General features: G+C 57.8%; 22 protein-coding genes. 15 read left to right on the top strand and 7 right to left on the bottom strand.

Translation table 11 applies throughout. The features are described 5' to 3' along the window. The first annotated feature begins 2 nt into the window (after nt 1–2). Nucleotides 3–869: an acyl-CoA thioesterase gene (locus ACO1VH_RS12925; RefSeq protein ID WP_486244883.1), complete on the top strand. Its 867-nt coding sequence runs from the start codon at nt 3–5 to the stop codon at nt 867–869. Between the two features lie 54 nt (nt 870–923). Here the strand turns inward: ACO1VH_RS12925 and ACO1VH_RS12920 are convergent, their stop codons facing one another. Further along, a complete protein-coding gene (locus tag ACO1VH_RS12920; protein ID WP_486244882.1) occupies nt 924–1,280 on the bottom strand; it encodes a DUF1428 domain-containing protein in 357 nt (118 codons plus the stop codon). A 138-nt stretch (nt 1,281–1,418) separates the two neighbouring features. Here ACO1VH_RS12920 and ACO1VH_RS12915 point away from each other — a divergent pair, with 138 nt between their 5' ends. Continuing rightward, nucleotides 1,419–2,174, top strand: a complete 756-nt coding sequence (locus ACO1VH_RS12915; protein ID WP_486244881.1) for a phosphatase PAP2 family protein — start codon at nt 1,419–1,421, stop codon at nt 2,172–2,174. Here the strand turns inward: ACO1VH_RS12915 and ACO1VH_RS12910 are convergent. Continuing rightward, nucleotides 2,140–2,508, bottom strand: coding sequence for a hypothetical protein (locus tag ACO1VH_RS12910; protein WP_486244880.1), 369 nt, complete (start codon nt 2,506–2,508; stop codon nt 2,140–2,142). The two genes, ACO1VH_RS12915 and ACO1VH_RS12910, sit on opposite strands and share 35 nt — an antisense overlap. Before the next feature lie 171 nt (nt 2,509–2,679). On the opposite strand from ACO1VH_RS12910, the gene ACO1VH_RS12905 reads away from it, so the two are divergent. Together ACO1VH_RS12905 and ACO1VH_RS12900 are read left to right on the top strand one after the other, a co-directional pair. Next, nucleotides 2,680–2,916, top strand: a complete 237-nt coding sequence (locus ACO1VH_RS12905) for a DUF2061 domain-containing protein (RefSeq protein WP_486244879.1) — start codon at nt 2,680–2,682, stop codon at nt 2,914–2,916. Nucleotides 2,917–3,078: 162 nt separating this feature from the next. After that, nucleotides 3,079–4,062 (top strand): D-2-hydroxyacid dehydrogenase family protein, encoded by a 984-nt coding sequence (locus tag ACO1VH_RS12900; protein ID WP_486244878.1) that lies wholly within the window; start codon nt 3,079–3,081, stop codon nt 4,060–4,062. A gap of 4 nt (nt 4,063–4,066) precedes the next feature. Here ACO1VH_RS12900 and ACO1VH_RS12895 read toward each other — a convergent pair whose 3' ends face one another. Next, the gene (locus ACO1VH_RS12895; protein WP_486244877.1) at nt 4,067–4,855 is read right to left on the bottom strand and encodes an L-asparaginase; all 789 of its coding nucleotides are present in this window, start codon (nt 4,853–4,855) and stop codon (nt 4,067–4,069) included. Between the two features lie 427 nt (nt 4,856–5,282). On the opposite strand from ACO1VH_RS12895, the gene ACO1VH_RS12890 reads away from it, so the two are divergent. From ACO1VH_RS12890 to ACO1VH_RS12850, 9 genes are all read left to right on the top strand, one after another. After that, nucleotides 5,283–6,128 (top strand): helix-turn-helix transcriptional regulator, encoded by an 846-nt coding sequence (locus tag ACO1VH_RS12890; protein WP_486244876.1) that lies wholly within the window; start codon nt 5,283–5,285, stop codon nt 6,126–6,128. A gap of 448 nt (nt 6,129–6,576) precedes the next feature. Next, nucleotides 6,577–7,782, top strand: a complete 1,206-nt coding sequence (locus ACO1VH_RS12885; RefSeq protein ID WP_486244875.1) for an NAD(P)/FAD-dependent oxidoreductase — start codon at nt 6,577–6,579, stop codon at nt 7,780–7,782. Between the two features lie 184 nt (nt 7,783–7,966). Further along, on the top strand, nt 7,967–8,860 hold the full coding sequence (locus tag ACO1VH_RS12880) for an MBL fold metallo-hydrolase (RefSeq protein WP_229724118.1): 894 nt from the start codon (nt 7,967–7,969) through the stop codon (nt 8,858–8,860). A 272-nt stretch (nt 8,861–9,132) separates the two neighbouring features. Beyond that, a complete protein-coding gene (locus ACO1VH_RS12875; protein WP_486245145.1) occupies nt 9,133–9,981 on the top strand; it encodes an alpha/beta fold hydrolase in 849 nt (282 codons plus the stop codon). A 301-nt stretch (nt 9,982–10,282) separates the two neighbouring features. Beyond that, nucleotides 10,283–12,835 carry a chemotaxis protein CheW gene (locus ACO1VH_RS12870; protein ID WP_486244874.1) on the top strand — a complete coding sequence of 851 codons (2,553 nt, stop codon included), beginning with the start codon at nt 10,283–10,285 and terminating at the stop codon, nt 12,833–12,835. Between the two features lie 233 nt (nt 12,836–13,068). After that, nucleotides 13,069–13,554, top strand: a complete 486-nt coding sequence (locus ACO1VH_RS12865) for an asparaginase domain-containing protein (protein ID WP_486244873.1) — start codon at nt 13,069–13,071, stop codon at nt 13,552–13,554. A 277-nt stretch (nt 13,555–13,831) separates the two neighbouring features. Continuing rightward, nucleotides 13,832–14,080 carry a hypothetical protein gene (locus ACO1VH_RS12860; RefSeq protein ID WP_486244872.1) on the top strand — a complete coding sequence of 83 codons (249 nt, stop codon included), beginning with the start codon at nt 13,832–13,834 and terminating at the stop codon, nt 14,078–14,080. A gap of 86 nt (nt 14,081–14,166) precedes the next feature. Further along, complete coding sequence (locus ACO1VH_RS12855) at nt 14,167–16,008, top strand: DUF4153 domain-containing protein (protein ID WP_486244871.1); 1,842 nt, start codon at nt 14,167–14,169, stop codon at nt 16,006–16,008. A gap of 197 nt (nt 16,009–16,205) precedes the next feature. Continuing rightward, on the top strand, nt 16,206–16,430 hold the full coding sequence (locus ACO1VH_RS12850; protein WP_486244870.1) for a Lar family restriction alleviation protein: 225 nt from the start codon (nt 16,206–16,208) through the stop codon (nt 16,428–16,430). A 343-nt stretch (nt 16,431–16,773) separates the two neighbouring features. On the opposite strand, the gene ACO1VH_RS12845 is transcribed toward ACO1VH_RS12850, so the two are convergent. Further along, on the bottom strand, nt 16,774–17,979 hold the full coding sequence (locus ACO1VH_RS12845) for an MFS transporter (RefSeq protein WP_486244869.1): 1,206 nt from the start codon (nt 17,977–17,979) through the stop codon (nt 16,774–16,776). A 104-nt stretch (nt 17,980–18,083) separates the two neighbouring features. Here ACO1VH_RS12845 and ACO1VH_RS12840 point away from each other — a divergent pair, with 104 nt between their 5' ends. Continuing rightward, nucleotides 18,084–18,536 carry a winged helix-turn-helix transcriptional regulator gene (locus tag ACO1VH_RS12840; RefSeq protein ID WP_486244868.1) on the top strand — a complete coding sequence of 151 codons (453 nt, stop codon included), beginning with the start codon at nt 18,084–18,086 and terminating at the stop codon, nt 18,534–18,536. Nucleotides 18,537–18,643: 107 nt separating this feature from the next. Here the strand turns inward: ACO1VH_RS12840 and lpxO are convergent, their stop codons facing one another. After that, nucleotides 18,644–19,543, bottom strand: a complete 900-nt coding sequence (gene lpxO / locus ACO1VH_RS12835; protein WP_486245144.1) for a lipid A hydroxylase LpxO — start codon at nt 19,541–19,543, stop codon at nt 18,644–18,646. 186 nt (nt 19,544–19,729) lie between these two features. Between lpxO and ACO1VH_RS12830 the strand changes: the two genes are divergently transcribed. Further along, nucleotides 19,730–20,131 carry a YidB family protein gene (locus ACO1VH_RS12830; protein WP_486244867.1) on the top strand — a complete coding sequence of 134 codons (402 nt, stop codon included), beginning with the start codon at nt 19,730–19,732 and terminating at the stop codon, nt 20,129–20,131. Nucleotides 20,132–20,174: 43 nt separating this feature from the next. Here ACO1VH_RS12830 and ACO1VH_RS12825 read toward each other — a convergent pair whose 3' ends face one another. Continuing rightward, nucleotides 20,175–22,400: an NADP-dependent isocitrate dehydrogenase gene (locus ACO1VH_RS12825; protein ID WP_486244866.1), complete on the bottom strand. Its 2,226-nt coding sequence runs from the start codon at nt 22,398–22,400 to the stop codon at nt 20,175–20,177. Nucleotides 22,401–22,595: 195 nt separating this feature from the next. Then, complete coding sequence (mnmE, locus tag ACO1VH_RS12820; protein ID WP_486244865.1) at nt 22,596–23,990, bottom strand: tRNA uridine-5-carboxymethylaminomethyl(34) synthesis GTPase MnmE; 1,395 nt, start codon at nt 23,988–23,990, stop codon at nt 22,596–22,598. Nucleotides 23,991–24,034 lie beyond the last annotated feature (44 nt).

Below are 24,034 nucleotides of genomic sequence, written 5' to 3'. Positions count from 1 at the left end.
CCATGCTTGACCCGACTTTGTTCAACACTGATGAGATCGTACAACTGCTGGAACTGAAGCCGGCGGGCGAGGACAGTTTCATCGGGCAGAGTCATTTCATGGGCGTGCCGCATGTGTTCGGCGGGCAGGTTCTGGGACAGGCATTGCATGCGGTGAACATGACAGTGCCGCAGGCCGATCGTCGCCCGCATTCGCTGCACGCGCTGTTCATCCTGCCGGGCGATTTGCGTCTGCCGATCGAATACGAAGTCGAACGTGTGCGCGATGGCGGCAGCTTCAGCACGCGACGCGTGGTCGCCAAGCAGGATGGCAAGCGCATCTTCGTGATGTCGACGTCGTTCCAGTCGCCGGAAGACGGGTTGTCGCATCAGAAGGCGCCGCCGCCGATGTCCGATCCGGAAACGCTTCCTTCCAGTGTCGAGACATGGAAGAAGCATGGCGGTGCAGCCTGGCCGTTCCGCCCGGTACCGATGGACTTTCGTGCGGAGCATGACGGCGATTTACTGAGCGGCCCGCAAGGCAGCATGCATCGCCATGTGTGGGTGCGTACGCCGACGCGTCTGCCGGACGATGCGTATGTGCACGAAAGCCTGTTCGCCTATATCTCGGATTACGGCTTGCTGTGGACTGCCCTGCAACCGCACCGCATAAGCGTCGGCGATCCGCGTATGCAGATCGCCAGCCTCGATCACACGATCTGGTTTCATCGCGCGTTCCGCATGGACGAATGGTTGCTGTTCGCGATCGAAACGCCGAATGCATCGCACGGACGCGGCCTGTGCATGGCGCACGTGTACACCCGTGAGGGTGTATTGGTGGCGACGGTGGCGCAGGAAGGTTTGATCCGCGTGCGCGATGTACGTGCATGAGGCGCATGGCGCTTGATGCAGAGGCAATGCAGGAAATGTAGGAACCGATTGTCGTTACAGATCGACGATCATCTCGAAGCCGCCGTAGATCATGCGCCGTGCATCGAACGGCATCGTCTCCGGCGACATGCCGGCGATGCGCGGATCCTTCATCACCTTGTCGTTGACTTCATCGCGGTGCGCGCGCGATTGATAAACGATCCACGAAAAGATCACGGTCTCGTCTTCCTTGAGGTCCACGCTTTGTGGAAACGAGGTCAGCTTGCCCGGCTTGACGTCATCGGCCACGCTCTCGCGATACTGCAATGCGCCGTACTCCATCCATACCTTGCCGCATTGGGTCGAAATCTCCCGGTATTGATCGAGATTGCTTTTTGGTACCGGCACCACGAAACCATCTACATAGGCCATGTTCGTCTCCTCATGATGGGAAGGAAAAAAGGGGTTTGGCTGCCGTAATCTACCGCAAAAAACATGGCTCTTAACGTGCTCTTAACTGGCGGAACGGTAATTTCTACCGTTTCATGATTGCCTGCCGGGAAGTGCACAGTGGGAAATACTCCGCGTCGTTTTATCTTCGTCAATCTGTTTGGTCTGATTGCCTCCGGTATCGCGTTTGCGTGGATTGCGCGTAGCGGGACATTCGATTTTTGGGTGGCACAACACTTCTTCGATCCGGCAACACGAACATTTCCGCTCGAACACAATCACACGCTGTTTTTCTGGGGTCATATCGTGCTGAAGAAAATCAGTGTGGTCGCCTGGCTGATCTGCATTGGTCTTGCGCTTGCCTCCATTCGCGTACGCAAACTGCAATCCTGGCGGCAAGTACTGCTGACCTTCATCGTCATGGGTGGCCTCGCATCATGGCTGGTGCAGTCATTGAAGGGAGCAAGTCCTCACTCGTGCCCTTATGATCTGGCCGTCTACGGCGGCAGCGATTACTGGTTTCCGCTATTCGATGCGGTAACGACGATCGTGCACAAGGGACAGTGCTGGCCAGGCGGCCATGCTTCCGCCGGGTTCGTGCTGATCGCCGGTTATTTCGCGTTGCGCGAGAAGGCGCCGGTATGGGCACGTCGCGTGCTGGTTTTCAGTCTGGTGCTGGGAACGGTCATGAGCGCCGTACAAGTCGTGCGCGGTGCGCATTTCGTCTCGCACAACTTGTGGTCGCTATGGTTTGTGTGGGCAACATGCATGGGGTTGCATCTGACGATGGCAGGCTATCGCCGTCTACGCGGGCACACAGCTGCCGTCTACGATGCTTCCGTTACTGCGGGAGCTGCTCCGGAATATCGGCCGTGATCAGTTCCGGTTCCGGCTGCGGTTTCGGATGACGTCGATCCAGCCACCATGCCAGCACCGGCAGCAGGAAAAAGCCGCCCGGTGCGATGAACAGCAACATGTAAGGGCTCAATTCCATCAGCTTATGCAAATGCACGCGGATGCGCCGGCGATCCAGTTCCGTCCAGTGCTCGCCGTTGCGCCGCTTCATCAACAGCGGAATCAGCCCGCGCATCTGGTTCATTTCATGCCACAAACGCGTACGCTCGCGCCCCTGCATTGCCCACAGGAAATGGAACAAACTGCGCAGATAACGGAAGGTCAGCGCACAGGTGCGCAGGAAACGTTGAAACACGGATGAGCCTGGATAGAAGAAAAGCGTTGCTTGTCGCCTATTGTACGCCGAATCTCAATTTATAGTTAATGGCTATTAATTTATTCAAATATATTTAATTGTTCTATTAAACGAGAATGATTATCCTTTGCTTCATCAGCTCCTCCGAACACACAAAGAAAGGATTCAATCATGGTCACCGCCGCGAGAACCGTCAGTCAGGTCGCTTTGCACATGAGCGTTGCTTTTGCCGTCATGTACGCATTCACGGGTTCGGTTGCGCTGGGCGGCGTGGCAGCAGTGGTGGAGCCGATCTGTAACGTGATCCTGTTGCCGATACATGATCGGCTCTGGGAGCGGATACGGCACAAAGTTGAATCGCGCAGTGATGATTCCCCTGCCGTTGTGCGCAATGCACAAAATGCCTGACAGGAGCGTTTCGTGAATCGGATCAAGCCGCTGACATCAGCGGCTTTTTTATTGCCGTTCATGGTTTGTTCATTGCCTGTGAAATTGTGTGCGGCTAAATCGTGGGCGGCTGTCGGATAATACGAAGCTCTGTTATCTATCGATACCTGCCGGATTTCCACGATGAAGATTGCGATTCTCGACGACTATCAGGACTGCGTCCGCCACCTCGACTGCTTTTCGCTGCTGCAGGGCCATGACGTGAAAGTCTTCACCAGCAGTGCGCGCGGTGTCGGTCAGCTGGCGATTCGCCTGCGGGAATTCGACGTGCTGGTGCTGATTCGCGAACGTACGACATTGTCGCGCGCGTTGCTGGAAAAGCTGCCCAATCTCAAACTGATTTCGCAGACCGGCAAGGTGAGCGGCCATATCGATACGGCCGCTGCCGCCGCGCGCGGCATCACGATCTGCGAAGGCATCGGCGATCCGACCGCGCCGGCCGAACTCGCATGGGCGTTGATCATGGCGGCCATGCGCAAGCTGCCGCAATATCTGTCCAACCTGAAGGATGGTTTGTGGCAAACCGCCTCGCTGCATCCGCAGCGCAACACGTTGGGTCGAACACTGAAAGGTCGCACGCTTGGCATCTGGGGCTATGGCCGGATCGGCCGCCGTGTCGCCGCCTACGGCAAGGCGTTCGGCATGGACGTTGTTGTGTGGGGGCGTGAAGCGAGTCTTGCTACTGCTGCGCAGGACGGTTATCGGCTTGCAGCATCGAAGGAGGCGTTGCTTGCCGAATCAGATGTGCTGTCCTTGCACCTGCGATTGAACGAACAGACGCGCGGTATCGTATCGGCGGACGATCTGCAGCGGATGAAACCCGATGCATTGTTCGTCAACATCAGCCGCGCCGAACTGCTGCAGCACGATGCGTTGCTGTCATCGCTGCAAGCGGGCCGCCCCGGCCATGCGGCCGTGGATGTCTACGAAAGCGAACCGTTGCCGCCGACTTCGCCCTTGCTGCAGATGGAAAACGTGCTGGCGTCGCCGCACCTGGGATATGTGGAAAAGGATAGCTACGAGTTGTATTTCCGCAGCGCGTTCCAGAACATCGTCGATTTCGCGAATGGCACGCCGCGCAATGTACTGCAGGTTCAGCCGGACTGAAACGTCAGCGAACGATATCGGATTCGGTGTCGTCCGTGCCGCGATCGACGGAGTTGCGTTTTCTTGACGGCAGCAAGGTCGCCGTCGTGGTCGCCAGATGACCGCCGCCCCACATCTTGATCCAGCCCGGCGGCCACGGTAAGGGTGGGCCGCTGTAGGGAGGTACGCCGCGACGCACCGGAATGATCGGCAGCGCGTCCGGCAACCGACCGTCGCGGCTGTCCCAGCCTAGCGTATACGTATAGTCCGGCAGCAAGATTTCGCAGACGGCTTCGAACCACGCGGTGTGATCCTCGTCGCGCCCCAGCGCTTGTGCCATGCCGACCGGATCGAATTGCGCCAGTGTACTGGCCAGTTCCTCGGTCGTCTCGCCGGGAGCGTCGCCCCAGCCCATCACCGGATTAAAGATGTAATCGGCCCCCGAGCCGTACCAGCCTTCGCGCCACGGACGTTCCATCCAGTTGCGCGGTCCGGTAAACAGATGCCAGCGCCAGTGCAGGCCGGAGGGTTTCGGCCAGCTATATAAATACAGTCGTTGATAACCGGCCTGATGCAACTGGCGCACCATCGCCATCAGACGCGCATGCGGCATTTGATCCGGCGGTGCGCGACGGAACAGGATGGGTTCGCCATCGGCATGCTGGACTTCGTCGCTCGACAGATTGAGATCGAGCGTGCGCATTTCGTTGCCGAAGCGCGCTGAAATCCATCCCGTCATCAGATTGACGGCCGTGATCACGCCATAGCCACGATGGCGATGGAAGATCACGGTGCCGGGTGCGATGGGTTTCATGGTTACAGCGGTCGGTTGCAAAAAAGGCAGATGCCAATGGGGCATTAGTTTAGCGGGATTTCCACATGTCGACGGTTACGCCATCAATTTGTACCTGAAACCACGCCAAGCTGAATTCACGTTGTTGTCACATATTTATCAAAGAATTTTCTTGGCAAATCTGCATGCCCCGGTATTCATGGGAGTATGATTCCCGCCTGGCATGCTGGTTAATAAATCAAACAAGAATCTCGCTACGTAAATGGTGCAATGACCGTCGCGTGCCTCGGAAATTTAAATAGTTTCCGCCACGTGAAAGCCATTCTTCCAGGAGCGAAGTATGCCGCCGCCCAAAATCTTGCACACTCCCTCGGGAAACGCGCGAGCCAGGCCTGAGGTGCACCGGAGCAGATCACCGGCTTCCGATAGTCGTCTTGCTGATGAGGAAATGGCACGTGTGCTCGGCACCACACCATTTCGTATGGTGCTGGATTCGTCCGGTGCGGGTATCGCACACTGGAAACATGATCCTTTGCACGATGTCGTACAGCCCATGACGCATCACGTCATCATGGCTTACAACGGCTCGGTCCAGCGTATGGAGCGGCGCTCGGGAAGATCCGTTGTGACCGGAACGTTTCGTCCCGGGGTTGTCATTATCATTCCGGAAGGATCAAGCTCCCGATGGGATATACCGAAACCCGTCGATGTGGTCCAACTCTATCTTCCCCACGCTTCACTCGAACGCGTGGTCGGCGAAGCGGACATCGCCACCCCTGTCGATCTTCTGGAGCGGACGGCGCAACCTGATCCCGTTACCTCCCGTTTGCTCCTGAGCGCGGCAGATTGCCTGTCCGGAAACGAGGCGCTGGATACACTGTTCCGGCAGCAACTGATCGATCTGCTGGCTACACGACTCCTCGCTGCACACTCCGGTGCACCGACCACGATTCAGCCGATCAGGGGCGGACTGGCGCCGAAGACGCTGTTGCGTGCAGTCGAGCGTTTGCGGTCCGACAGCGACGCAGACGTTTCACTGGCGGCGCTCGCCGCGGAAGCCGGCCTGTCGCGCTTCCACTTCTGCCGCGCCTTCAAGGAAAGTACCGGGCTTTCACCTCACGCATGGCTGCGCCAGCACCGGCTCGATCAAGCTATGAACATGCTGCGCGACACCGACATGTCTGTCATGTCGGTCGCGGCGACGCTCGGCTACACCTCCCAAACAGCCTTTGCCGCAAGCTTCCGCAAACTGACCGGGGAAACCCCGAGCGATTGGCGACGCCGCATGCGTTAACCGCAATCGCGCAACAATCAAGTCATTACCCTTCTTCTCCATCCAAGGCCCGACACCTCCTCCCCACAGCGCGGCCTGAACATCCATAGCGGCTCGAATCCCGTAAATGTCGTGCGATACGGAAACATTCGCCGTGCTGATCGTAGTGTTCTTCATCCCTCTTAAGCCCATGTTTTAGCGCCTGACCGACAGGACGGCCGGTAATGACGCACCGTAATTGACGCGTCGTTATTAACGAAAGCGCACACCTTAATAGCAATCTCTCTACAACCGGATCAATTGCTCTGGAGCCGCTGCCGTTGCAATTAACTAAATTACGGCTGTGCTCACGACAACAACCGATGAAGAAAAGTTTGGCAACTTCATCAGCAGCATGCAACCGCATCAAGCCGCAATCGTGTGCGCGATTTCATTAATCGTTCACTTCATTACATCAAAGGAGTATCACATGCGACTCGTCATCATTGGTTCCGGCTTTGCCGGTATGTACGCTGCACTTTCCGCAGCACGTCTGCGCGACATTCGAGGTACCTCGCCCAAGGAACTGGAAATTGCACTGGTGGCCCCGGAGCCGACGCTGGTTGTTCGTCCGCGCCTCTATGAGCCGAATCCTGAAACCCTGACCGCGCCGCTACTGGATGTGCTCAATGCCATCGACGTTGTTTATGTACAAGGCAGCGCGGAGACGGTCGATACCAATTCCCGTACGGTGCAGATCGCCAACGGAAACGGTGCGAGCAAATCGCTCTCCTACGACCGTCTGGTCGTCGCCACCGGCAGCCGTTTGTTCCGCCCCAACATTCCAGGTCTTGCCGAATACGGCTTCAGCGTCGACTCGCTCGACGACGCAATTGCCCTCGACAAGCATCTGCATGGCCTTGCCCAACGTCCGGTCACGAACGGACGTGACACGATCGTCGTCGTCGGTGGCGGTTTCACCGGCATCGAAGCGGCAACCGAATTGCCGGGTCGTCTGCGCACCATTCTCGGTAAGGATGCCAAGACCCGCATCATCATCGTCGATCGCAACGACGTGATCGCACCGGACATGGGCACGGAAGCCCGCCCAGTCATCGACGAAGCGCTGCAAAAACTCGGTATCGAAACCCGTCTCGGCGCCGGCATCGACTCGCTCGATGCATCCGGCGTGACCTTGTCCGGCGGCGAACACATCGAAAGCCAGACCGTGATCTGGGCAGCAGGTATTCGTGCTGCACCACTGACGCAGCAAATCGGCGCCGAGCGCGACAACTTCGGCCGTCTGCTGGTCGATCGCGATCTGCGCGTGCCGGGTGTTCAGGGCGTTTTCGCCACCGGCGATGCGGCGCGCGCTGCCTGCGACGACGACGGCAACGTTGCCTTGATGTCGTGCCAGCACGCCACACGGATGGGCGCGTTCGCGGGCAATAACGCTGCGGCGGAGCTGCTCGGCGTTGCGACTAAGCCTTATCACCAGAAAGCCTACGTCACCTGCCTCGACCTCGGCGAAGCCGGCGCGCTGTTCACGCGTGGCTGGGATCGTGTGGTGGAAATGGTCGGCGACGTCGCCAAGAAGACAAAGCAGGAGATCAACACCGTCTGGATCTATCCACCGAAAGCCGAGCGCGCCGCTGCACTCGCTTCCGCCGATCCGGAGCGTGTCACCGATCTCTAAGACATCCATCCGCATGGGCCGCGCTTCCCATGCGGAAAATGATTCACCCGAAGTCGAGCGCGTGTTTTCAAAACTGAAGCAGATGATCCACCACACTCAACTGGAGATAGAAATGAATCAGATGATCAGCAACACTCAGCTGGAAACAAAGAGAAAACCGATCAGCCGCGACACGCACACTGATATGGGCATCGTCAACGCGTCGCAGGAACTGGTTCCGTCGCGCTATGCATTGCGGCTCGGCGAGATGGACGTACTGGTGATCAGCGACGGGGTGCTGCCGCTGCCTACCTCGACGATGGCAACTAATGTTGCCCCAGCCGATCTGGCGATCTGGCTGGACGACAATTTCCTGCCGCAGGAGGCATACGACTGGCCGTTGAACGTGATGGTGGTGCGCACCGGCGATCAGACCATTCTCATCGACGCCGGACTGGGAGCGCAGTTTTCCGGCTTTCCGCGTGCCGGGCAGTTTCCTCAGCGCTTGGAGGCCGCCGGTATTGCCCTTGAATCCGTCACCGACGTGATCATTACCCATATGCACATGGACCATGTGGGCGGACTGCTCGTCGACGAAATGAAAAAGCGGCTGCGTCCGGATGTGCGGATTCATGTGTCTCGTACGGAAGTGGAGTTCTGGACCTCACCGGATTTTTCCAACACCGTCATGCCAAAGCCGGTGCCGGGCGTACTGCGTACGACTGCCACGAGCTTCTACAACGAATATCGCGACCGTCTGCAGATCTTCGAAGACAAGTACGAGGTTGCGCCGGGCGTGGTTGTGCGTCTCACCGGCGGCCACACTCCGGGACACAGCGTGGTCGATCTCACATCTGACGGCGAGCGGCTGACATTCGCCGGCGATGCCATGTTCCCGGTGGGATTCGACCACCCCGAATGGCAAAACGGCTTCGAACATGATCCTGAGGAATCGACCCGCGTCCGGATCGGCCTTTTCCAAGAACTGGCAGAGAACGGCGGACTGTTGGTGGCAGCACACCTGCCATTCCCGTCCGTCGGCCGGGTAGCAGTCGACGGCGATGCCTTCCGTTGGGTGCCGATCTTCTGGGATTACTGAGCGTTGCCGGTTTATGCCTGCAGCAGGGCACGGAACCAGAGCGTGTATTCATGGCGTTAATGAATTCGACGCTCTGGTTCAACCATCTGCGAGCAGTCATTTGAGGCACCTGTTCCGATCTCTCCAAGGAGAAGACGATGTCAGAAAACGATTCCGGTTCACCTTTCACGGCAACACGGCGCGAAGTTCTGCAGGGCGGTCTTGCATTGGCAGGGTTGTCCATGATTCCACATATCGCAATCGCAGCAACCTCACTAAAAGGAGCGACAACCATGACCAGCAATACAGGTAGTAGTTTCGTCAAAACTAAAGACGGCGTTGAGATCTTCTACAAGGACTGGGGACCCAAGAACGCGCAAGCCATCGTTTTCCATCATGGCTGGCCGCTTTCCGCCGATGATTGGGATAACCAGATGATGTATTTTTTTAATCTGGGATATCGGGTGATCGCACATGATCGCCGGGGTCACGGCCGTTCGTCACAGACCGATACTGGCAATGACATGGATACCTACGCTGCCGATGTTGCGGCGCTCACCGATCATCTCGACCTGAAGAATGCGATTCACGTCGGACACTCGACCGGCGGCGGCGAGGTGGCCCGCTATGTTGCTCGTGCCAAGCCCGGTCGTGTAGCCAAGGCGGTACTCATCGGTGCGGTGCCTCCGATCATGATGAAGACGGCAAAGAGCCCTGGTGGTGTGCCGATCGAAGTACTTGATGGCTTCCGCACCGCGTTAGCGATGAATCGTGCGCAATTTTTCCTCGATGTGCCGAGCGGACCGTTCTACGGCTACAACCGACCCGGTGCGAAGATTGATCAAGGTGTTATCTGGAACTGGTGGCGCCAAGGCATGATGGGCGGCGCCAAAGCCCACTATGACTGTATCAAGGCCTTCAGCGAGACGGATTTCACGGAAGATCTGAAAGCGATCACTGTGCCTGTCCTCGTTGTGCACGGCGACGACGATCAAGTGGTTCCTTATCAAAATTCTGCTCCTCTCACGGTCAAACTATTGAAGAAAGGAACGCTGATCACCTATAAGGGCCTGCCTCATGGCCTTTGTACGACGCATCCTCAGATCGTCAATCCAGATCTTCTCACCTTCTTCAAGGGTTGAAGTTCGCGAAACTTGCTTCGCTGCGTTGCAACGACTGACGAGGCCCGCTTTTGCGGGCCTTGTCACGTATGTTGCGACAAAACCTTGTAAGGCTGCGCAGATGTGCGACGTTGCATCACGACGGTGCGCGGATGCGTGAATGCATTCGTCGAACACCTCACGCATGCGTTCCTTATGAAACGTTTCGGTGCAGGGCATTGTCTGGCGAACAATGTGAGATGCTGGTCTGCTAATTGCTATAGGAGATTTATGCGGGCAGAGCCCTCTGTCTGCGGCAATTATCAGGAAATCAGGATTCATCATGGACGCCCACGCCCCGCTGCAGATCGATACGTTTCTTCCCTATATGCGCGACGTCAGCCGCTGCGAGCAGTCGCTACGAGAGTTGAATCTGATCTGGCGCATGATCGAAGCGTCGGCCAAGATGAACTGCCCGGTCGAAGCGAAAGCTATCTTGCCGACGATGGCAGCCACGCGCGCCGGCTTCAATCGCCTCGAGCAGGAACTGGTGACCAGTCTGGTGCGCGAGAAGGTTGCCAACGTGCTGGAGGAAATCGGCACCAAGGCGCAGTACGTGATCGACATCGTCGTACGCAACCTGTACGAACGCACGGCCGACGTCGGCTTCCTCGCGACCGATCGCGAGCTGTGCGCCTTCGTCGCCGGCATGCACGACGATGTGGACATGATCCGCGCACGCCTGCGTGCGTATCGCGACAAGTACACGGTCTACGATGAAATCCTGCTGCTCGATACCGCCGGCAATGTGCTGGTGCAAATCGACGAAGCCACGCCGCTGGAAGGTACGATCGATCCGCTGCTGCAACAGACGCTGGAATCCGACACCTACGTCGAAATCTTCCGTGCCACCGATCTGCGTCCCGGCAAGCACGAGGCGTTGATCTACGCGCGCCGCATGCATCACCCGGAAACTGGCGCGGTGGTCGGTGCGCTGTGCCTGTGCTTCCATTTCGAAGAAGAGATGGCCGGCATTTTCCGTTCGCACCGTGATCCGGCCGAGCGTTCGAACATGCTGCTGCTGGACGGCGACAACCGCGTCATCGCCAGTGCCGACCCGCGCTGGATTCCAGTCGGTGCGACGGTGCCGGTCAATCGCGACAACGAACCGAAGCTGGTCGTCTACGGCGGTCGCGAATATCTGGCACGTACTTTTTCTGCCGATGGCTACCAAGGTTATATGGGGCCGCCAGGATGGCAGGGACAGGTAATGATTCCGGTCGAGCTGGCCTTTACTGGCAGTGCGACCGATGCGCTGATCTCGCTCGACAAGCGTGTGGCCGATGGCCTGCTGTCGCATGCCGAATCGTTCTGCCCGCCGCTGTTCGAGATTATGAGTGCAGCCGAGACGATCCGCCGTGTGGTCTGGAACGGCCAGGTGATGACCGCCGGCCAGAACGGCGAACTGCTGAAGCTGAAAACCATCCTCGAACAGATCAGCGAAACCGGCGCGCGCAGCAACGAACTGTTTTCGCAATCGATTCGCGACCTGTACGAAACCGTGCTGTCGTCCAGCCTCAGCGATTCGGAGTTCGTGTCGCATCTGATGGTCGATCTGCTGGACCGTAACCTTTATGAACGTTCCGACGACTGCCGCTGGTGGGCGCTGACGCCGGAACTGCAGGCGGCGCTGGCCGATCCGGAACATCTGCCGGAAAAGGTCGCGCGCATCGATGAAATCCTCGGCTACATCAATTCGCTCTATACGGTCTATACGCGTATCTTCGTCTACGACCGCGACGGCATCATTATTGCCAGCACCGATTTCAAGGGCGATGGGCTGCAGATCAACGGTTCGGAAATCGACGAAGCGACATTGTCGCAAGTGCTGTCGCTGACCAACGGCCAGCAGTACTACGTGACACCGTTCGCACCGACGCCGTTGTACGGCGGCCGTCCGACCTATGTCTATCACGCTGCGATCCGCCATCCGGAAAGCGCGTCACAGGTAGTCGGCGGTATCGGCATCGTGTTCGACGCTGAACCGGAATTCGCCGCGATGCTGAAAAGTGCCCTCGGCGACAAAAAGGCGGCCAGCGCACTGTTCATTGATCGCAACGGCCGCATCATTTCCAGTACCGATCCGGCACGCCCGGTCGGTGCACAGGTGGATCTCGATCCGGCATTGCTGCAGATGGACAATGGCCGCAGCGTATCGCGCATAGTGATCCATGACGGCCATTACGCGATCATGGGCTGCACGGTGTCGCACGGCTATCGCGAATTCAAGACCTCGGACGGCTATTGTGAGGATGTGATCGCGGTCGTCTATTTCGCCTTCGGCGAAGAACGTCAGCAAGCCGGTGGCAAACATGCGAATGCCGTGCTGGAGCTGGATCCGACTGCACCGCCGGGACGTGAATTCGCCACCTTCTTCATCGATGGTTCGCTGTTCGCGATCGATGCTGAATACGCGCAGGAAGCGCTGCCGGCATCGGAAATCTCGCCGATGTCGATGGGAAGCCGCGCCGAGCGCATCGGCCTGCTGGCGCTGAACCACGAGAACGAATCGCGCCGCTTCGTCTGGGTGTTCGATCTTGGTCACCTGATGCGCGGCACGAAATCGGAGATCGACAGCAGCAGCCAAGTTATCGTCATCGAGCGCGATGGTAAGAGTATTGGCTTGCTGGTCAGCGAACTGCACGGCGTGCCGGAATTTCAACCATCGCAAATCGTGCCGACACCGTTGGCTGCGCCGGAAACCGGCATGCTGGTGACCGAAGTGATCCAGGCCAACGAGGGCGAACTATTGATTCAGGCAATCAACGTCGATCATCTGTTTGCCGTGTTGAACGACGAGGAGATCCCGGCTGCGGCAATGAAGATTGCCGCGTGAAGGGAGGGCTGAACGTGATAATTCGGTCTGGCGGCTGCCGGAATCCATGTGAAATGGTCGAGCTGCTGCCGCCATCTCGCGCAGGTTTCATTCATGCGGGCAATGTGTGGCCTTGGCCGCACCCATGACCGTTTGTCGGCTCATCTATACCGAATGACTGCAGACATCTTCCGCGGCTCGAAAACGCGCGCTATGATGTGTTTCATAACAAATACATCGGATGACACACTTCCATGACCCTGCGCATCATTGCTACCGGCGGCACGTTCGACAAGCACTACGATGAAATCGAGGGCAAGCTTGGCTTCGGCCATGGCCATCTGCCACATGTGATCAAACGTGCCCGCATCACCATCCCGGTTCAGCTCGAGCAGCTGCCTTTCCTCGATTCGCTGGATATGCACGATGCGGATCGCCAGCGTATTGCCGCCTGCTGCCTGCGCGCCGACGAGAAAAGCATCGTCGTCATCCACGGCACCGATACGATGAAGGAGACTGCCGAAGTGCTGGGTGCGGCACAACTGCCGAAGACCATCGTGCTGACCGGCGCAATGATTCCGTACGAAGTGAAGAACTCGGATGCGCTATTCAACTTCGGCTTCGCATGCGGTATTGCGCAGACCTTGCCGCATGGCGTCTACATCGCGATGAATGCCCGGATATTCACCTGGGATGACGTGCGCAAGAATCGCGTCGAAGGCGTGTTCGAGAAGGCTTGAGCCGACTGGCATGTGCGGTAACGCGCAAAGCGATCGCAAAAAAAAGCCCGCACTTCCGGATGCGGGCTAAAAGAGAATATCAATACTTGGAGAAGTATCGAAGCAGAGAATAACGACCGATTGTGACGCCGTTATGACGGCACATACGATTGCATCATTTTGTGTGCGCTGTCATATACCTGTCATGACCGGAACGTTCTCTGATGCGTTCGCATCGCTCGCCGTCCGTGACATCGGATAGCGGCGTCACACCGATTGCGTATTTCCGGAAACTCTTATGGATAACCTCGATGCCCTGGCTGCCGCCGGTTTGCAATTGCCCAGTCCAGCCTATCTGTTTGGCGCCATCCTGTTCGGTATCATCGGTTACGCCGCATGGCGATACGGCAGGAAAGCCGGTTTGCCATATCCGAAATGGATAGGCGTGGCATTGATGCTGTTTCCTTATGCGGTATCGCGTACCTCGTTGCTGTACCTGATCGGCGGCGCGTTATGCGCAGCGCTGTACATTTTCCGTAATCAGTAGCGACGGCTTTCCCGCGTTTGCGGTATGGCGCTGCCATCGCAATCGGGTAGAGTGCGGCATCGCATATATCACCAGCGGAGGAAGGCATGCATACGACGGCAGGCAGGGACGAGGAATCGTCTATCCCGGAATCCATCGTCAGCGGACGCGTTGCGCGACTGCGCACGATCAGCGGCCTGCTGCAGGGCGTCGTCCTCTATGCGCTCTATTGGTCGGCCAAGCACACTGGCTGGCCAGCCGCGTATCCCTATCTGTTTGTGCCACTGGTGACCGTATTCCTGCTGGTGCCGCCGCTATTCATTTCCGGCCTCGGTCATCTTGGCAATCGGCGTTTGACCATCTGGATGATGGCGTCGGCGGTCGTCTGCGTTCTGCTGGCGATGCACGATGTCTGGCGCAACATGGATGTGCCGAGCGGCTGGTCGCTTGCCGGCATCAGACCTGGCGGATATCCGTTTTCCGGGTGGCTGCTGTTTTTCCTTGCGACGGGTTTCTATATCGCACATGCACTGGTGCTCGCCGGTGCTGCCGACGGGCGGCGCATCGCCCGTTATCCGACGTATTTCGAGACGTCGTGGAAGCTGTGCATTCAGATCACGTTTTCGCTGCTGTTCATTGGCGTGCTATGGCTGATTCTGTGGCTGGGCAGCGCGCTATTCATGCTGGTCAAGCTCGATTTCCTGCGGCATTTGCTGACGCGCCCGTGGTTTTCAGTAACGGTAACGGCTTTCGCATTTGCCGTTGCGCTGCATGTGACCGACGTGCGTCCCGGCATCGTGCGCGGTATACGCGGGTTGCTGTTGGTCTTGATGTCATGGCTGTTGCCGGTAGCGACACTGATCGTCGGCGGGTTTGTCGTCAGCCTGCCTTTCGTCGGTCTCGAACCGCTGTGGGCGACGCGCCATGCAACCTCGGTATTGCTGGGTGCGACAGCCGTGCTGATCCTGCTGATCAATGCCGCATTCCAGGGTGGCGAGCTTGGGCCGCGAGTCGTGCGCATCCTGCGCGTCGTTGCGCGCATCGCCTGCCTATTGCTGTTGCCGATGGTGGCAATCGCCATCTATTCACTGTCGTTGCGCGTGCGGCAGTATGGCTGGACTGCCGATCGCGTGATCGCTGCTGCTGGCCTGCTGGTAGCAGCCTGCTATGCCTGCGGTTATCTGTGGGCAGCGATCCAGCGCGGTACTTGGCTGGCGCGTATTGCACCGACCAATATTGCGACGGCATTCGTGATCCTGGCAATGCTGATTGTGTTGTTCTCGCCGCTCGGCGATCCCGCGCGCCTGTCTGTCGCCAGCCAGATGGCGCGTCTGGAAGGCGGAAAGATCGCGGCTGCAGCCTTCGACTACAACTATTTGCGTTTCGAAGGAAAGCGTTACGGCAAGGAAGCGTTGCAGGATTTGAAGACGAGCGCGGCCGGGGCCGATGCTTCCATCATCCGCAGGCAGGCCGAAACGGCATTGAACAAGAAAAACCGTTGGGACCCGAATGACGGCAATCCTGTTGCCGATGCCGCTTCACGTACACATGACATCACCGTCTGGCCGAAGACTGAGGCGCTGCCGGAAAGCTTTCTGCAGCAGGAATGGAAAGACAAGGCGAATGTGCCGGACTGCTTGCGTTTCCGCGACAGGCATTGCAACGCCTATCTGAAAGACGTCAATCGCGATGGTCATGCCGATATTCTGCTGAAGAACGACAACCTCTATAGCGAGATCGCCGTCTTTACGCAGGATACGACGGACGGCCAATGGAGCAAGAGCGCAGTCATCTTCGGCGCACGATGCAAGGACATGATAGAGGCACTGCAAGGCGGCGATTATCGCGTGGTGGAGCCGGCGTGGCAGGATCTGGAAATCGGCGGAAGACGCCTGCATATACAGCCGTCCGAGAAGGGTAACCTGCGTTGTGCGGAGGACCATCGTTGAAAAACGATCTTCGATAAGCGGCTTCAGATGCATGATTTTCAACTGAAGCACAACGTCGGATGATTTGGGACTAGAATCAAATCGAGTGGACTGAAACCGGTCTGCCGTCAGAAACAAAAACAAACAAGGAGGTAGCGGCGGAATTCTAGCGAATTGAAATTATCGTAGTTTGGCTAGCAATCAAACAGGAGAGAACAATGGACAAGGCACTGAAAGAATGCCCGCTGTGCGGCGATGTGGCGGAGTTGAAGCAATCTTATTATCTTGAATCAGAGTTGCCCTACAGCTATGTACATTGTCTTCATGAGGGATGTGCATTGCATCACAATGCTCCGCATTTTAGCGGCGATACTCCGGCACGGAATAGCGAAAAGGCTGTCGAGGCCTGGAACAAACGCGAAAATATCCCTGTTCACTCCTGACGCCGTAGCGTCAATTTAGAAAGAAGCGGCCTGTATATCAGGCCGTTTTTGTTTGTTAGCGCGTTTGAGCGATCGCGATACCATGTCCGTGACTATCGTTGTGTGCAGTACTGGAGCAGAAAAAACTTAAGGCTGCAGCGGCGGAAAGAAAACCAATGATCGCGAGTTTGCTCATGTCGGCTCCATGATCGTGCTGCGGCAAGCGCCGCTGCAGTAAGCATCATTGCAGTCGTAAAGTGGGATCAGTATCGGAGTTTGGCACATTCTGCTGTCGGAAAATCGGCGAAATTGCATTTCGGCACGACAGCACATCCCACTTCACATGCAGGGTTTTTCAATTCCATCAGGTCCGAGGTATCGACAGCGGCATGGTTCGCCAGGTCGCGCCCCAGAACAATAATGCTGCCAGACTGACAGCGGCTCCTAGTAGACAAACACCCTGCCACCCGGCATATGCGTACGTGGCCGTCGTACCGATTGCCCCCAATCCACTACCGACTGCATAGAACAACATGTAGAGGCCAACCAGGCGGCTGTGCGCTTCTGGGCGGGTCCGAAAAATCAGACTTTGATTGGTGACGTGCAGCGCTTGGCCACCCAAATCGAGCAGTACGATACCGATTACCAATGCGCCCAGTGAGCGCTCCATCAATGACAGCGGCCACCATGCCAATAACAACACGGTTAGCGCTGCCGCGCTGGTAAGCTGACTGTATCCTTGGTCGGCCCACTGTCCGGCACGTGCAGCAGCCAACGCGCCCACCACGCCGACAAGTCCAAAAGCGCCAATGGTGGTGTGCGAAAACTGGTATGGCGGCGCGCTAAGAGGTAGCACCAGTGCGCTCCAGAAGATGTTGAATGCGGCGAACATCAGCAGGGCCAGCACGCCGCGCACCTGGAGTACCCGTTCCTGCCGTAGCAACGTCAACATTGAAACGATGAGGCGTGGGTAGCTCATGGCATTCATGGTTGCGGGCAAGTTGGGCAAACGTCGCCATAACGGCAGCGCAATTGCCAGCATCAGCACGGCGGCGCAGAAGTAAACACCACGCCAGCCGGCCAGGTCACTTATGCCACCCGAAAAGACGCGCGCCAACAGCAATCCGATAAATACGCCACCTTGCGCAGCCCCTACAACACGGCCCTGCTCACAAGGCGCGGCTGCACTGGCCGCATAGGCAATTAATCCTTGGGTCATCGCCGTACCCAATAAACCCACGCCGAGCATGCCGACCAACATTGCAGGTGCAGACTGTGCCATGCCTACTGCAACCAGCGCCGCTACCAGAGCCAGCAATTGAATCGCCATCAGGCGTCGGCGATTCACTCGATCTCCTAGTGGCACCAGCAACAGCAAAGCCAATGCGCATCCTATTTGCGTAGTCGTAATGACACCGCCGACAGCTGCGTGGCTAATGCCGAAATCCAGTGCTAATGCATCCAGCAGCGGTTGTGCGTAATACACATTCGCCACGCTTAAGCCACTGGCCGTAGCGAACAGCCATACGAGACTTCGTGGCAAAGCCGACGAGACAGGAGAACCGTTCATGATCAAGTCCATTCAATCTGGTTGCAAAATAAAACTGATTGAATGTTATGTCATGTGGTTTTAAAATGCAACCAGAGTGTTCTTGTTGTCTGCCAGGAGATGTCATGCCACGTAACAAGCTTTCGATCGGCGAGCCTTGTCCGGTTGCCCGTTCTGTCGATGTGATTGGAGATCGCTGGTCGTTGCTCATCGTCCGCGATGCCTTTGATGGTACGCGTCGCTTCGGTGACTTCCAGCGCAACCTGGGCATGGCTCGCAATATTCTGTCCGACCGTTTGCGCAAGCTGGTGGACGCCGGCATTCTGGAAACACGGGCGGCCTCGGATGGTACGGCTTATCAGGAATACATTCTGACGACTCAGGGGGAAAGCTTGTTTCCCATCGTGGTGGCGTTACGGCAATGGGGAGAGAAACACCTGTTCGAGCGCGGCGAGCGTCATTCGGTGCTCATCGATAAACGTACAGGCAAGCCGGTTCCAGTGATGGTGCCGATCGCGAAAGACGGAACCATACTGACAGCGGACAGTACCGAAGTGCGAAAAGTCAGCGCCGATTGAATGCCATGATTGCATAACCAAAGATGTGGTTATGACTGGCCGGACTGATTCATGAAAAAACCCGCCGAAGCGGGTTTTTTTATAGTGATACAACAACGCCCAAGGCGTTAGACCACCACGATTGCGACCACGATGGCAATCAGGAACGACCATTTGATGCCGTAGTACAGCGGACGATTCCGTGCCTTCAGGCGTTTGAAGGCGGCGCGCACCGAGTAGATGTATTTGAACGCCTTGTTGACGCCACCGGTGCGGTCGCCCATGTCGTTCGGTGCCGCCGTCGCCGCCATCACCGTGCTGCTGAACCAGTGATTGACCGCCTGCGCCCAGCCCCACTTCATCTTCCGCTCCAGATCGCAGAACAGGATGATGCGGTTCTTGTCGCTTTCGTTGGCAGCCCAATGAATGTAGGTTTCGTCGAAGATCACTGCTTCGCCGTCGCGCCAGCTGTATCGGATGCCATCGACATCGATGAAGCAGCGGTCGTCGTTCGGTGTTACAAGACCGAGGTGATAGCGCAGCGAGCCGGCATACGGGTCGCGATGGCGGCCGAGATCGGCACCCGGCGGCAGTTGCGTGAACATCGCCGCTTTGACACTCGGAATCGAATCCAGCAGGGCAACCGTACGCGGGCAGCGCTGCACGGCGGACGGGTGGCTTTCGCCATACCACTTCAGATAGAAACGGGTCCAACCGCGACGGAAAAAGGAATTGAAGCCGGCATCGTCCATGTTGGCCGATGCCTTGATGGCACCTTCGCCCTGCAGCGCGATCGCCTCGTCGCGGATGATGTGCCAGTTTTCCGCGAGTTTCTTCAGTTCAGGATAGCTATCGACGTCGTGATAAGGCTTGTCGGGCTGGCTGGAAAACAGCGTCATGAACGCGTTGATTGGCGCCATGAAGGTCGAATGATCGGTCGACTGGCGCAGCCAGCGATAACGTATCTTGCCGCGGTAATGCGTATAGCAGACGCTGGCGAGAAACAGCGTGATGAGAGTCCATTTAATCATGGCAGAGGGCTGTGATTACGGTGTGAAAACGTTGGGAATGCGGGGTAGAAATGCGAAAAAGCAAATTGTACTCAACTGCCGTCAATCTTGTTTGGCGATCAACGCGTGTTAGCATTTGCGCAACGCCTCCAGCAGGCGTATTGAGCATGATCCGACTGTCGCATTTATGAAAAGGAGAACCGTATGGGCTTACTGGACAACCTGACGAACATGGCCGCTGGCGCGTTGGCGAAAGATGGCGGCGGCTTGCTGCCCATCGTATTGAAGCAACTGGCCAATTATCCCGGTGGTTTGCAAGGACTGATTGCCAACTTCCAGCAAGGCGGATTGGGCGAGATCGTGCAGTCGTGGATTGGCTCGGGAGCGAATTTGCCGGTGACGGCGGAGCAACTGGGCAGCGTGCTGGCGCCGTCCACAGTGGACAACATTGCCGCCGAAAGCGGACAGAGCAAGCCGGCCGTACTGGAAGCGTTGACCGGATTGCTGCCGAAGATCGTCGATCAGGCAACGGAAGGCGGCAATGTACCGGCTTCCGGTGGCTTTGACACTACCGCCCTGCTCGGCATGCTGACCAAGCTGGGTTGAGCTGGTTTCCGGTTTCGGCGTTATGCCGAAACCGGATGGCTTATCAGGCGATCGCGTTCAGGATGCCGTTCAGCGTGGCGCTGGGACGCATTGCCTGGCTGGTTTTTGCGGTATCGGGATGGTAGTAGCCGCCGATATCGACGCCTTTGCCCTGCGCTGCTTTCAGTTCGGTCACGATGGTTGCTTCCTGCGCGGTCAACGCTTCGGCCGGAGCCTTGAACTGAGCTGCCAGAGCGGCATCTTCGGTCTGTGCAGCCAGCACCTGCGCCCAGTACAGCGCCAGGTAGAAATGGCTGCCGCGATTGTCCAGGCCGCCAACCTTGCGCTCCGGCGACTTGTCGTTGTCGAGGAATTTGCCGGTAGCTTCATCCAGCGTCTTCGCCAGCACCAGCGCCTTCTTGTTGCCATCGGCATGACCCAGATGTTCCAGCGACGCGGCCAGCGCCATGAATTCACCGAGTGAATCCCAACGCAGGAAATCTTCTTCCACGAACTGCTGCACATGCTTCGGTGCAGAGCCGCCCGCGCCGGTTTCGAACAGGCCACCGCCGGCCATCAGCGGAACGATGGACAGCATCTTCGCGCTGGTGCCAAGTTCCATGATCGGGAACAGATCGGTCAGATAGTCGCGCAGCACGTTGCCAGTGACGGAAATCGTATCCTGTCCTTTGCGGATGCGTTCCAGCGTGAACTTCGTCGCTTCGACCGGCGACAGGATGCGCAGATCCAGACCTTTCGTGTCGTGATCCTTCAGATAGCGGTTCACCTTGGCGATGATCTGTGCATCGTGCGCACGCTGGTCGTCGAGCCAGAATACGGCCGGCGTATTCGTTGCACGTGCGCGGTTGATGGCGAGCTTGACCCAGTCCTGCACCGACGCATCCTTGGTCTGGCACATGCGGAAGATGTCGCCGGCTTCGACTTTCTGTTCCAGCACGACCGCGCCTTTTTCATCGGTGACGCGCACTGTGCCATCGGCGGGAATTTCGAAGGTCTTGTCGTGCGAGCCGTATTCCTCGGCCGCCTGCGCCATCAGGCCGACGTTGGGCACCGTACCCATCGTGACCGGATCGAAGGCGCCGTTCTTCTTGCAGTCGTCGATGACTGCTTGATAGATACCGGCATAGCAGCGATCCGGGATAACGGCCTTCGCATCCTGCAGCTTGCCTTCGGCGTTCCACATCTTGCCCGATTCGCGAATCATCGCCGGCATCGATGCATCGATAATGGTGTCGCTCGGTACGTGCAGATTCGTGATGCCCTTGTCGGAATTGACCATCGCGACGGCGGCACGTTGTGTGTAAGCGGCCTGTACATCCTTTTCGATCTCCGCCTGCTTGTCGGCCGGCAGCGTCTTGATACGCGCGTACAGATCGCCGATGCCGTTGTTCGGATCGAAGCCGATTTCCTTCAGCGTGGCGGCATGCTTGGCCAACACATCCTTGTAGAACACGGAAACCGCATGGCCGAAGATGATCGGGTCAGAGACCTTCATCATCGTCGCTTTCAGGTGCACCGAGAACAGCACGTCCTTCGCCTTTGCATCGATCACTTGCGCTTCCAGAAAATCGCGCAAGGCCTTTTTGCTCAAGACTGCGGCATCGACGATCTCACCTGCCTTGACGGCGACTTTCTCCTTCAACACGGTCGTCTTGCCATCGGCAGAAACCAGGGCGATCTGCAGGTTGCCTGCCTGCTCAATGACGGCCGATTTCTCGCTGCCGTAAAAATCGCCGCTGTTCATGTGCGAAACATGCGTCTTCGAATTGGCATTCCATGCGCCCATCTTGTGCGGATGCTTGCGCGCGTAATTTTTTACCGACAATGGGGCACGGCGATCCGAGTTGCCCTCGCGTAGTACCGGATTGACGGCGCTGCCCTTGATCTTGTCGTAGCGTGCCTTGATGTCCTTTTCCTTGTCGTCCTTCGACTCTTCCGGATAGTCGGGCAGCTTGTAGCCTTGTTGCTGCAGTTCCTTGATTGCTGCCTTCAGTTGCGGGATCGACGCGCTGATGTTCGGCAGCTTGATGATGTTGGCTTCCGGTTTCGTCGCCAGTTCGCCGAGCTCGGCCAGCGCCGGGTCGATCTTCTGGCTGTCGGTCAGGAATTCGGGAAAGGCCGCAATGATGCGACCGGCCAACGAGATGTCGCGCGTTTCGACAGCAATGCCGGACGAACGGGTGAAAGCTTCGACGATGGGCAGCAGCGAATAGGTCGCCAGCGCCGGGGCTTCGTCGGTCAGGGTGTAGATGATTTTGGACGTGGTCATGAGCGATGCGCTTGTGGAAGGTTCAGGGGAACTGCAGCGATGCGGCTGATCGAGGATCGGCGACGCAAAACCTTGATAGACCGGTATTGTCGCGCAAAACGGGGCTGGACGGCAAAGCGTGCCTGGCTCGGTGTGCGAGCCAGGCATGGGAAATGGAACTGATGAGGGTGTGCCGCTCTGTGACAGGGGGCGGTATTACTTGCCGATGCAGAATCGGCTGAAGATTACGCCCAGAAGGTCGTCCGACGTAAATTCACCCGTGATGCTCGACAGCCGTTCCTGCGCGAGTCGTAGTTCTTCGGCGAACAGGTCGAGCGCCGGTGTCGAGGTCGCGCTGTCGTGTGCGGCATGCTGTGCCGCCATCTCCAGATGATCGTGTGCGGATTTCAGAGCGATCAGGTGGCGCTCACGTGCGAGGTACAGCGATTCGCCAGTCTGCTGCCAGCCGACCAGACGCAGCAGTTCGCTACGCAATAAGTCCGTGCCGGACAGATCGGCGGCCGACAGATAGATGTGCGTGGCGTCCGGCATGCGATCGATGGCCGGCTTGTGGCCGGACAGGTCGATCTTGTTCCAGATGCGGATGACGGGCACGTTCGTCGGGAAGCGTGCGACGATCTCTTCGTCTGCACGCGTGGGGCCACGACTGGCATCGAGCATGTGGACGATAACGTCAGCCTTGTCGACGGCCGACCATGTGCGTTCGATGCCGATACGTTCTACTTCGTCGGTGGCGTCGGACGCGCCGCGAATGCCGGCGGTGTCGATGATGTTGATCGGGATGCCTTCGATCTGAATGGTTTCGATCACCTTGTCGCGTGTGGTACCGGCGATCGGCGTGACGATGGCGACATCGTTACCGGCCAGTGCATTCAATAGCGACGACTTGCCGACGTTGGGTTGGCCGGCCAGTACGATGTTCAGGCCGTCGCGCAACAACGCACCCTGTGCCGATTGCTTGAATACCTGCTGCAGCGCCTCGCGAATCGCATCAAGCTGGCCGCGCGCGTCGGATTGCTGCAGGAAGTCGATTTCTTCTTCCGGGAAGTCCAGCGTCGCCTCGACCAGCATGCGCAGGCGCGTGACGCGCTCAACCAGATCATGGATGGTTTTGGAGAAGGCGCCGGACAGCGATTCCGACGCGGATTTCGCCGCCGCTTCCGTCGAGGCTTCGATCAGATCGGCGACGGCTTCGGCCTGGGCCAGATCCAGCTTGTCGTTGAGGAAGGCGCGGTGCGTGAATTCGCCAGGTTGTGCCATGCGCAGACCGATGCCCTCGCCGGCCTGTAGACAGCGCGTCAGCAGCATCTGCAGCACGATCGGGCCACCGTGGCCTTGCAGCTCCAGCACGTCTTCGCCGGTATAAGAATGCGGCGCCTTGAAGTGGATGGCCAATCCTTTGTCGATGATACTGCCATCGGTGTTCAGAAAACCCAGATACGTCGCCTGTCGCGGCTGCAGCGGCTTGTCGGGGCCGCAGACGGCAGCGATGATGGAAGAAAGGTCCTTGCCTGAGATGCGGACGATGCCGATGCCGCCGCGCCCCGGTGCGGTGGCAATGGCGGCGATGGGGGAGGAGTCGAAGTTCATGAAGTCATTCTAAGTTTGTTGCCCGCGAGCGGCAACAAAAAAGC

It is taken from the genome of Oxalicibacterium sp. (assembly GCF_057353965.1).
Note: the sequence above shows the minus strand (reverse complement) of the source record. Positions and strands in the feature narration are given on the sequence as shown.

Coding starts and splice junctions, on each gene's coding strand:
- ACO1VH_RS12855 (WP_486244871.1), top strand. CDS start 14,167: ATGCATACGACGGCAGGCAGGGACGAGGAATCGTCTATCCCGGAATCC.
- ACO1VH_RS12885 (WP_486244875.1), top strand. CDS start 6,577: ATGCGACTCGTCATCATTGGTTCCGGCTTTGCCGGTATGTACGCTGCA.
- ACO1VH_RS12920 (WP_486244882.1), bottom strand. CDS start 1,280: ATGGCCTATGTAGATGGTTTCGTGGTGCCGGTACCAAAAAGCAATCTC.
- ACO1VH_RS12865 (WP_486244873.1), top strand. CDS start 13,069: ATGACCCTGCGCATCATTGCTACCGGCGGCACGTTCGACAAGCACTAC.
- ACO1VH_RS12870 (WP_486244874.1), top strand. CDS start 10,283: ATGGACGCCCACGCCCCGCTGCAGATCGATACGTTTCTTCCCTATATG.
- ACO1VH_RS12825 (WP_486244866.1), bottom strand. CDS start 22,400: ATGACCACGTCCAAAATCATCTACACCCTGACCGACGAAGCCCCGGCG.
- mnmE (WP_486244865.1), bottom strand. CDS start 23,990: ATGAACTTCGACTCCTCCCCCATCGCCGCCATTGCCACCGCACCGGGG.
- ACO1VH_RS12880 (WP_229724118.1), top strand. CDS start 7,967: ATGGGCATCGTCAACGCGTCGCAGGAACTGGTTCCGTCGCGCTATGCA.
- ACO1VH_RS12860 (WP_486244872.1), top strand. CDS start 13,832: ATGGATAACCTCGATGCCCTGGCTGCCGCCGGTTTGCAATTGCCCAGT.
- ACO1VH_RS12875 (WP_486245145.1), top strand. CDS start 9,133: ATGACCAGCAATACAGGTAGTAGTTTCGTCAAAACTAAAGACGGCGTT.
- ACO1VH_RS12895 (WP_486244877.1), bottom strand. CDS start 4,855: ATGAAACCCATCGCACCCGGCACCGTGATCTTCCATCGCCATCGTGGC.
- ACO1VH_RS12840 (WP_486244868.1), top strand. CDS start 18,084: ATGCCACGTAACAAGCTTTCGATCGGCGAGCCTTGTCCGGTTGCCCGT.
- ACO1VH_RS12830 (WP_486244867.1), top strand. CDS start 19,730: ATGGGCTTACTGGACAACCTGACGAACATGGCCGCTGGCGCGTTGGCG.
- ACO1VH_RS12900 (WP_486244878.1), top strand. CDS start 3,079: ATGAAGATTGCGATTCTCGACGACTATCAGGACTGCGTCCGCCACCTC.
- ACO1VH_RS12850 (WP_486244870.1), top strand. CDS start 16,206: ATGGACAAGGCACTGAAAGAATGCCCGCTGTGCGGCGATGTGGCGGAG.
- ACO1VH_RS12845 (WP_486244869.1), bottom strand. CDS start 17,979: ATGAACGGTTCTCCTGTCTCGTCGGCTTTGCCACGAAGTCTCGTATGG.
- ACO1VH_RS12890 (WP_486244876.1), top strand. CDS start 5,283: ATGGCACGTGTGCTCGGCACCACACCATTTCGTATGGTGCTGGATTCG.
- ACO1VH_RS12905 (WP_486244879.1), top strand. CDS start 2,680: ATGGTCACCGCCGCGAGAACCGTCAGTCAGGTCGCTTTGCACATGAGC.
- ACO1VH_RS12925 (WP_486244883.1), top strand. CDS start 3: ATGCTTGACCCGACTTTGTTCAACACTGATGAGATCGTACAACTGCTG.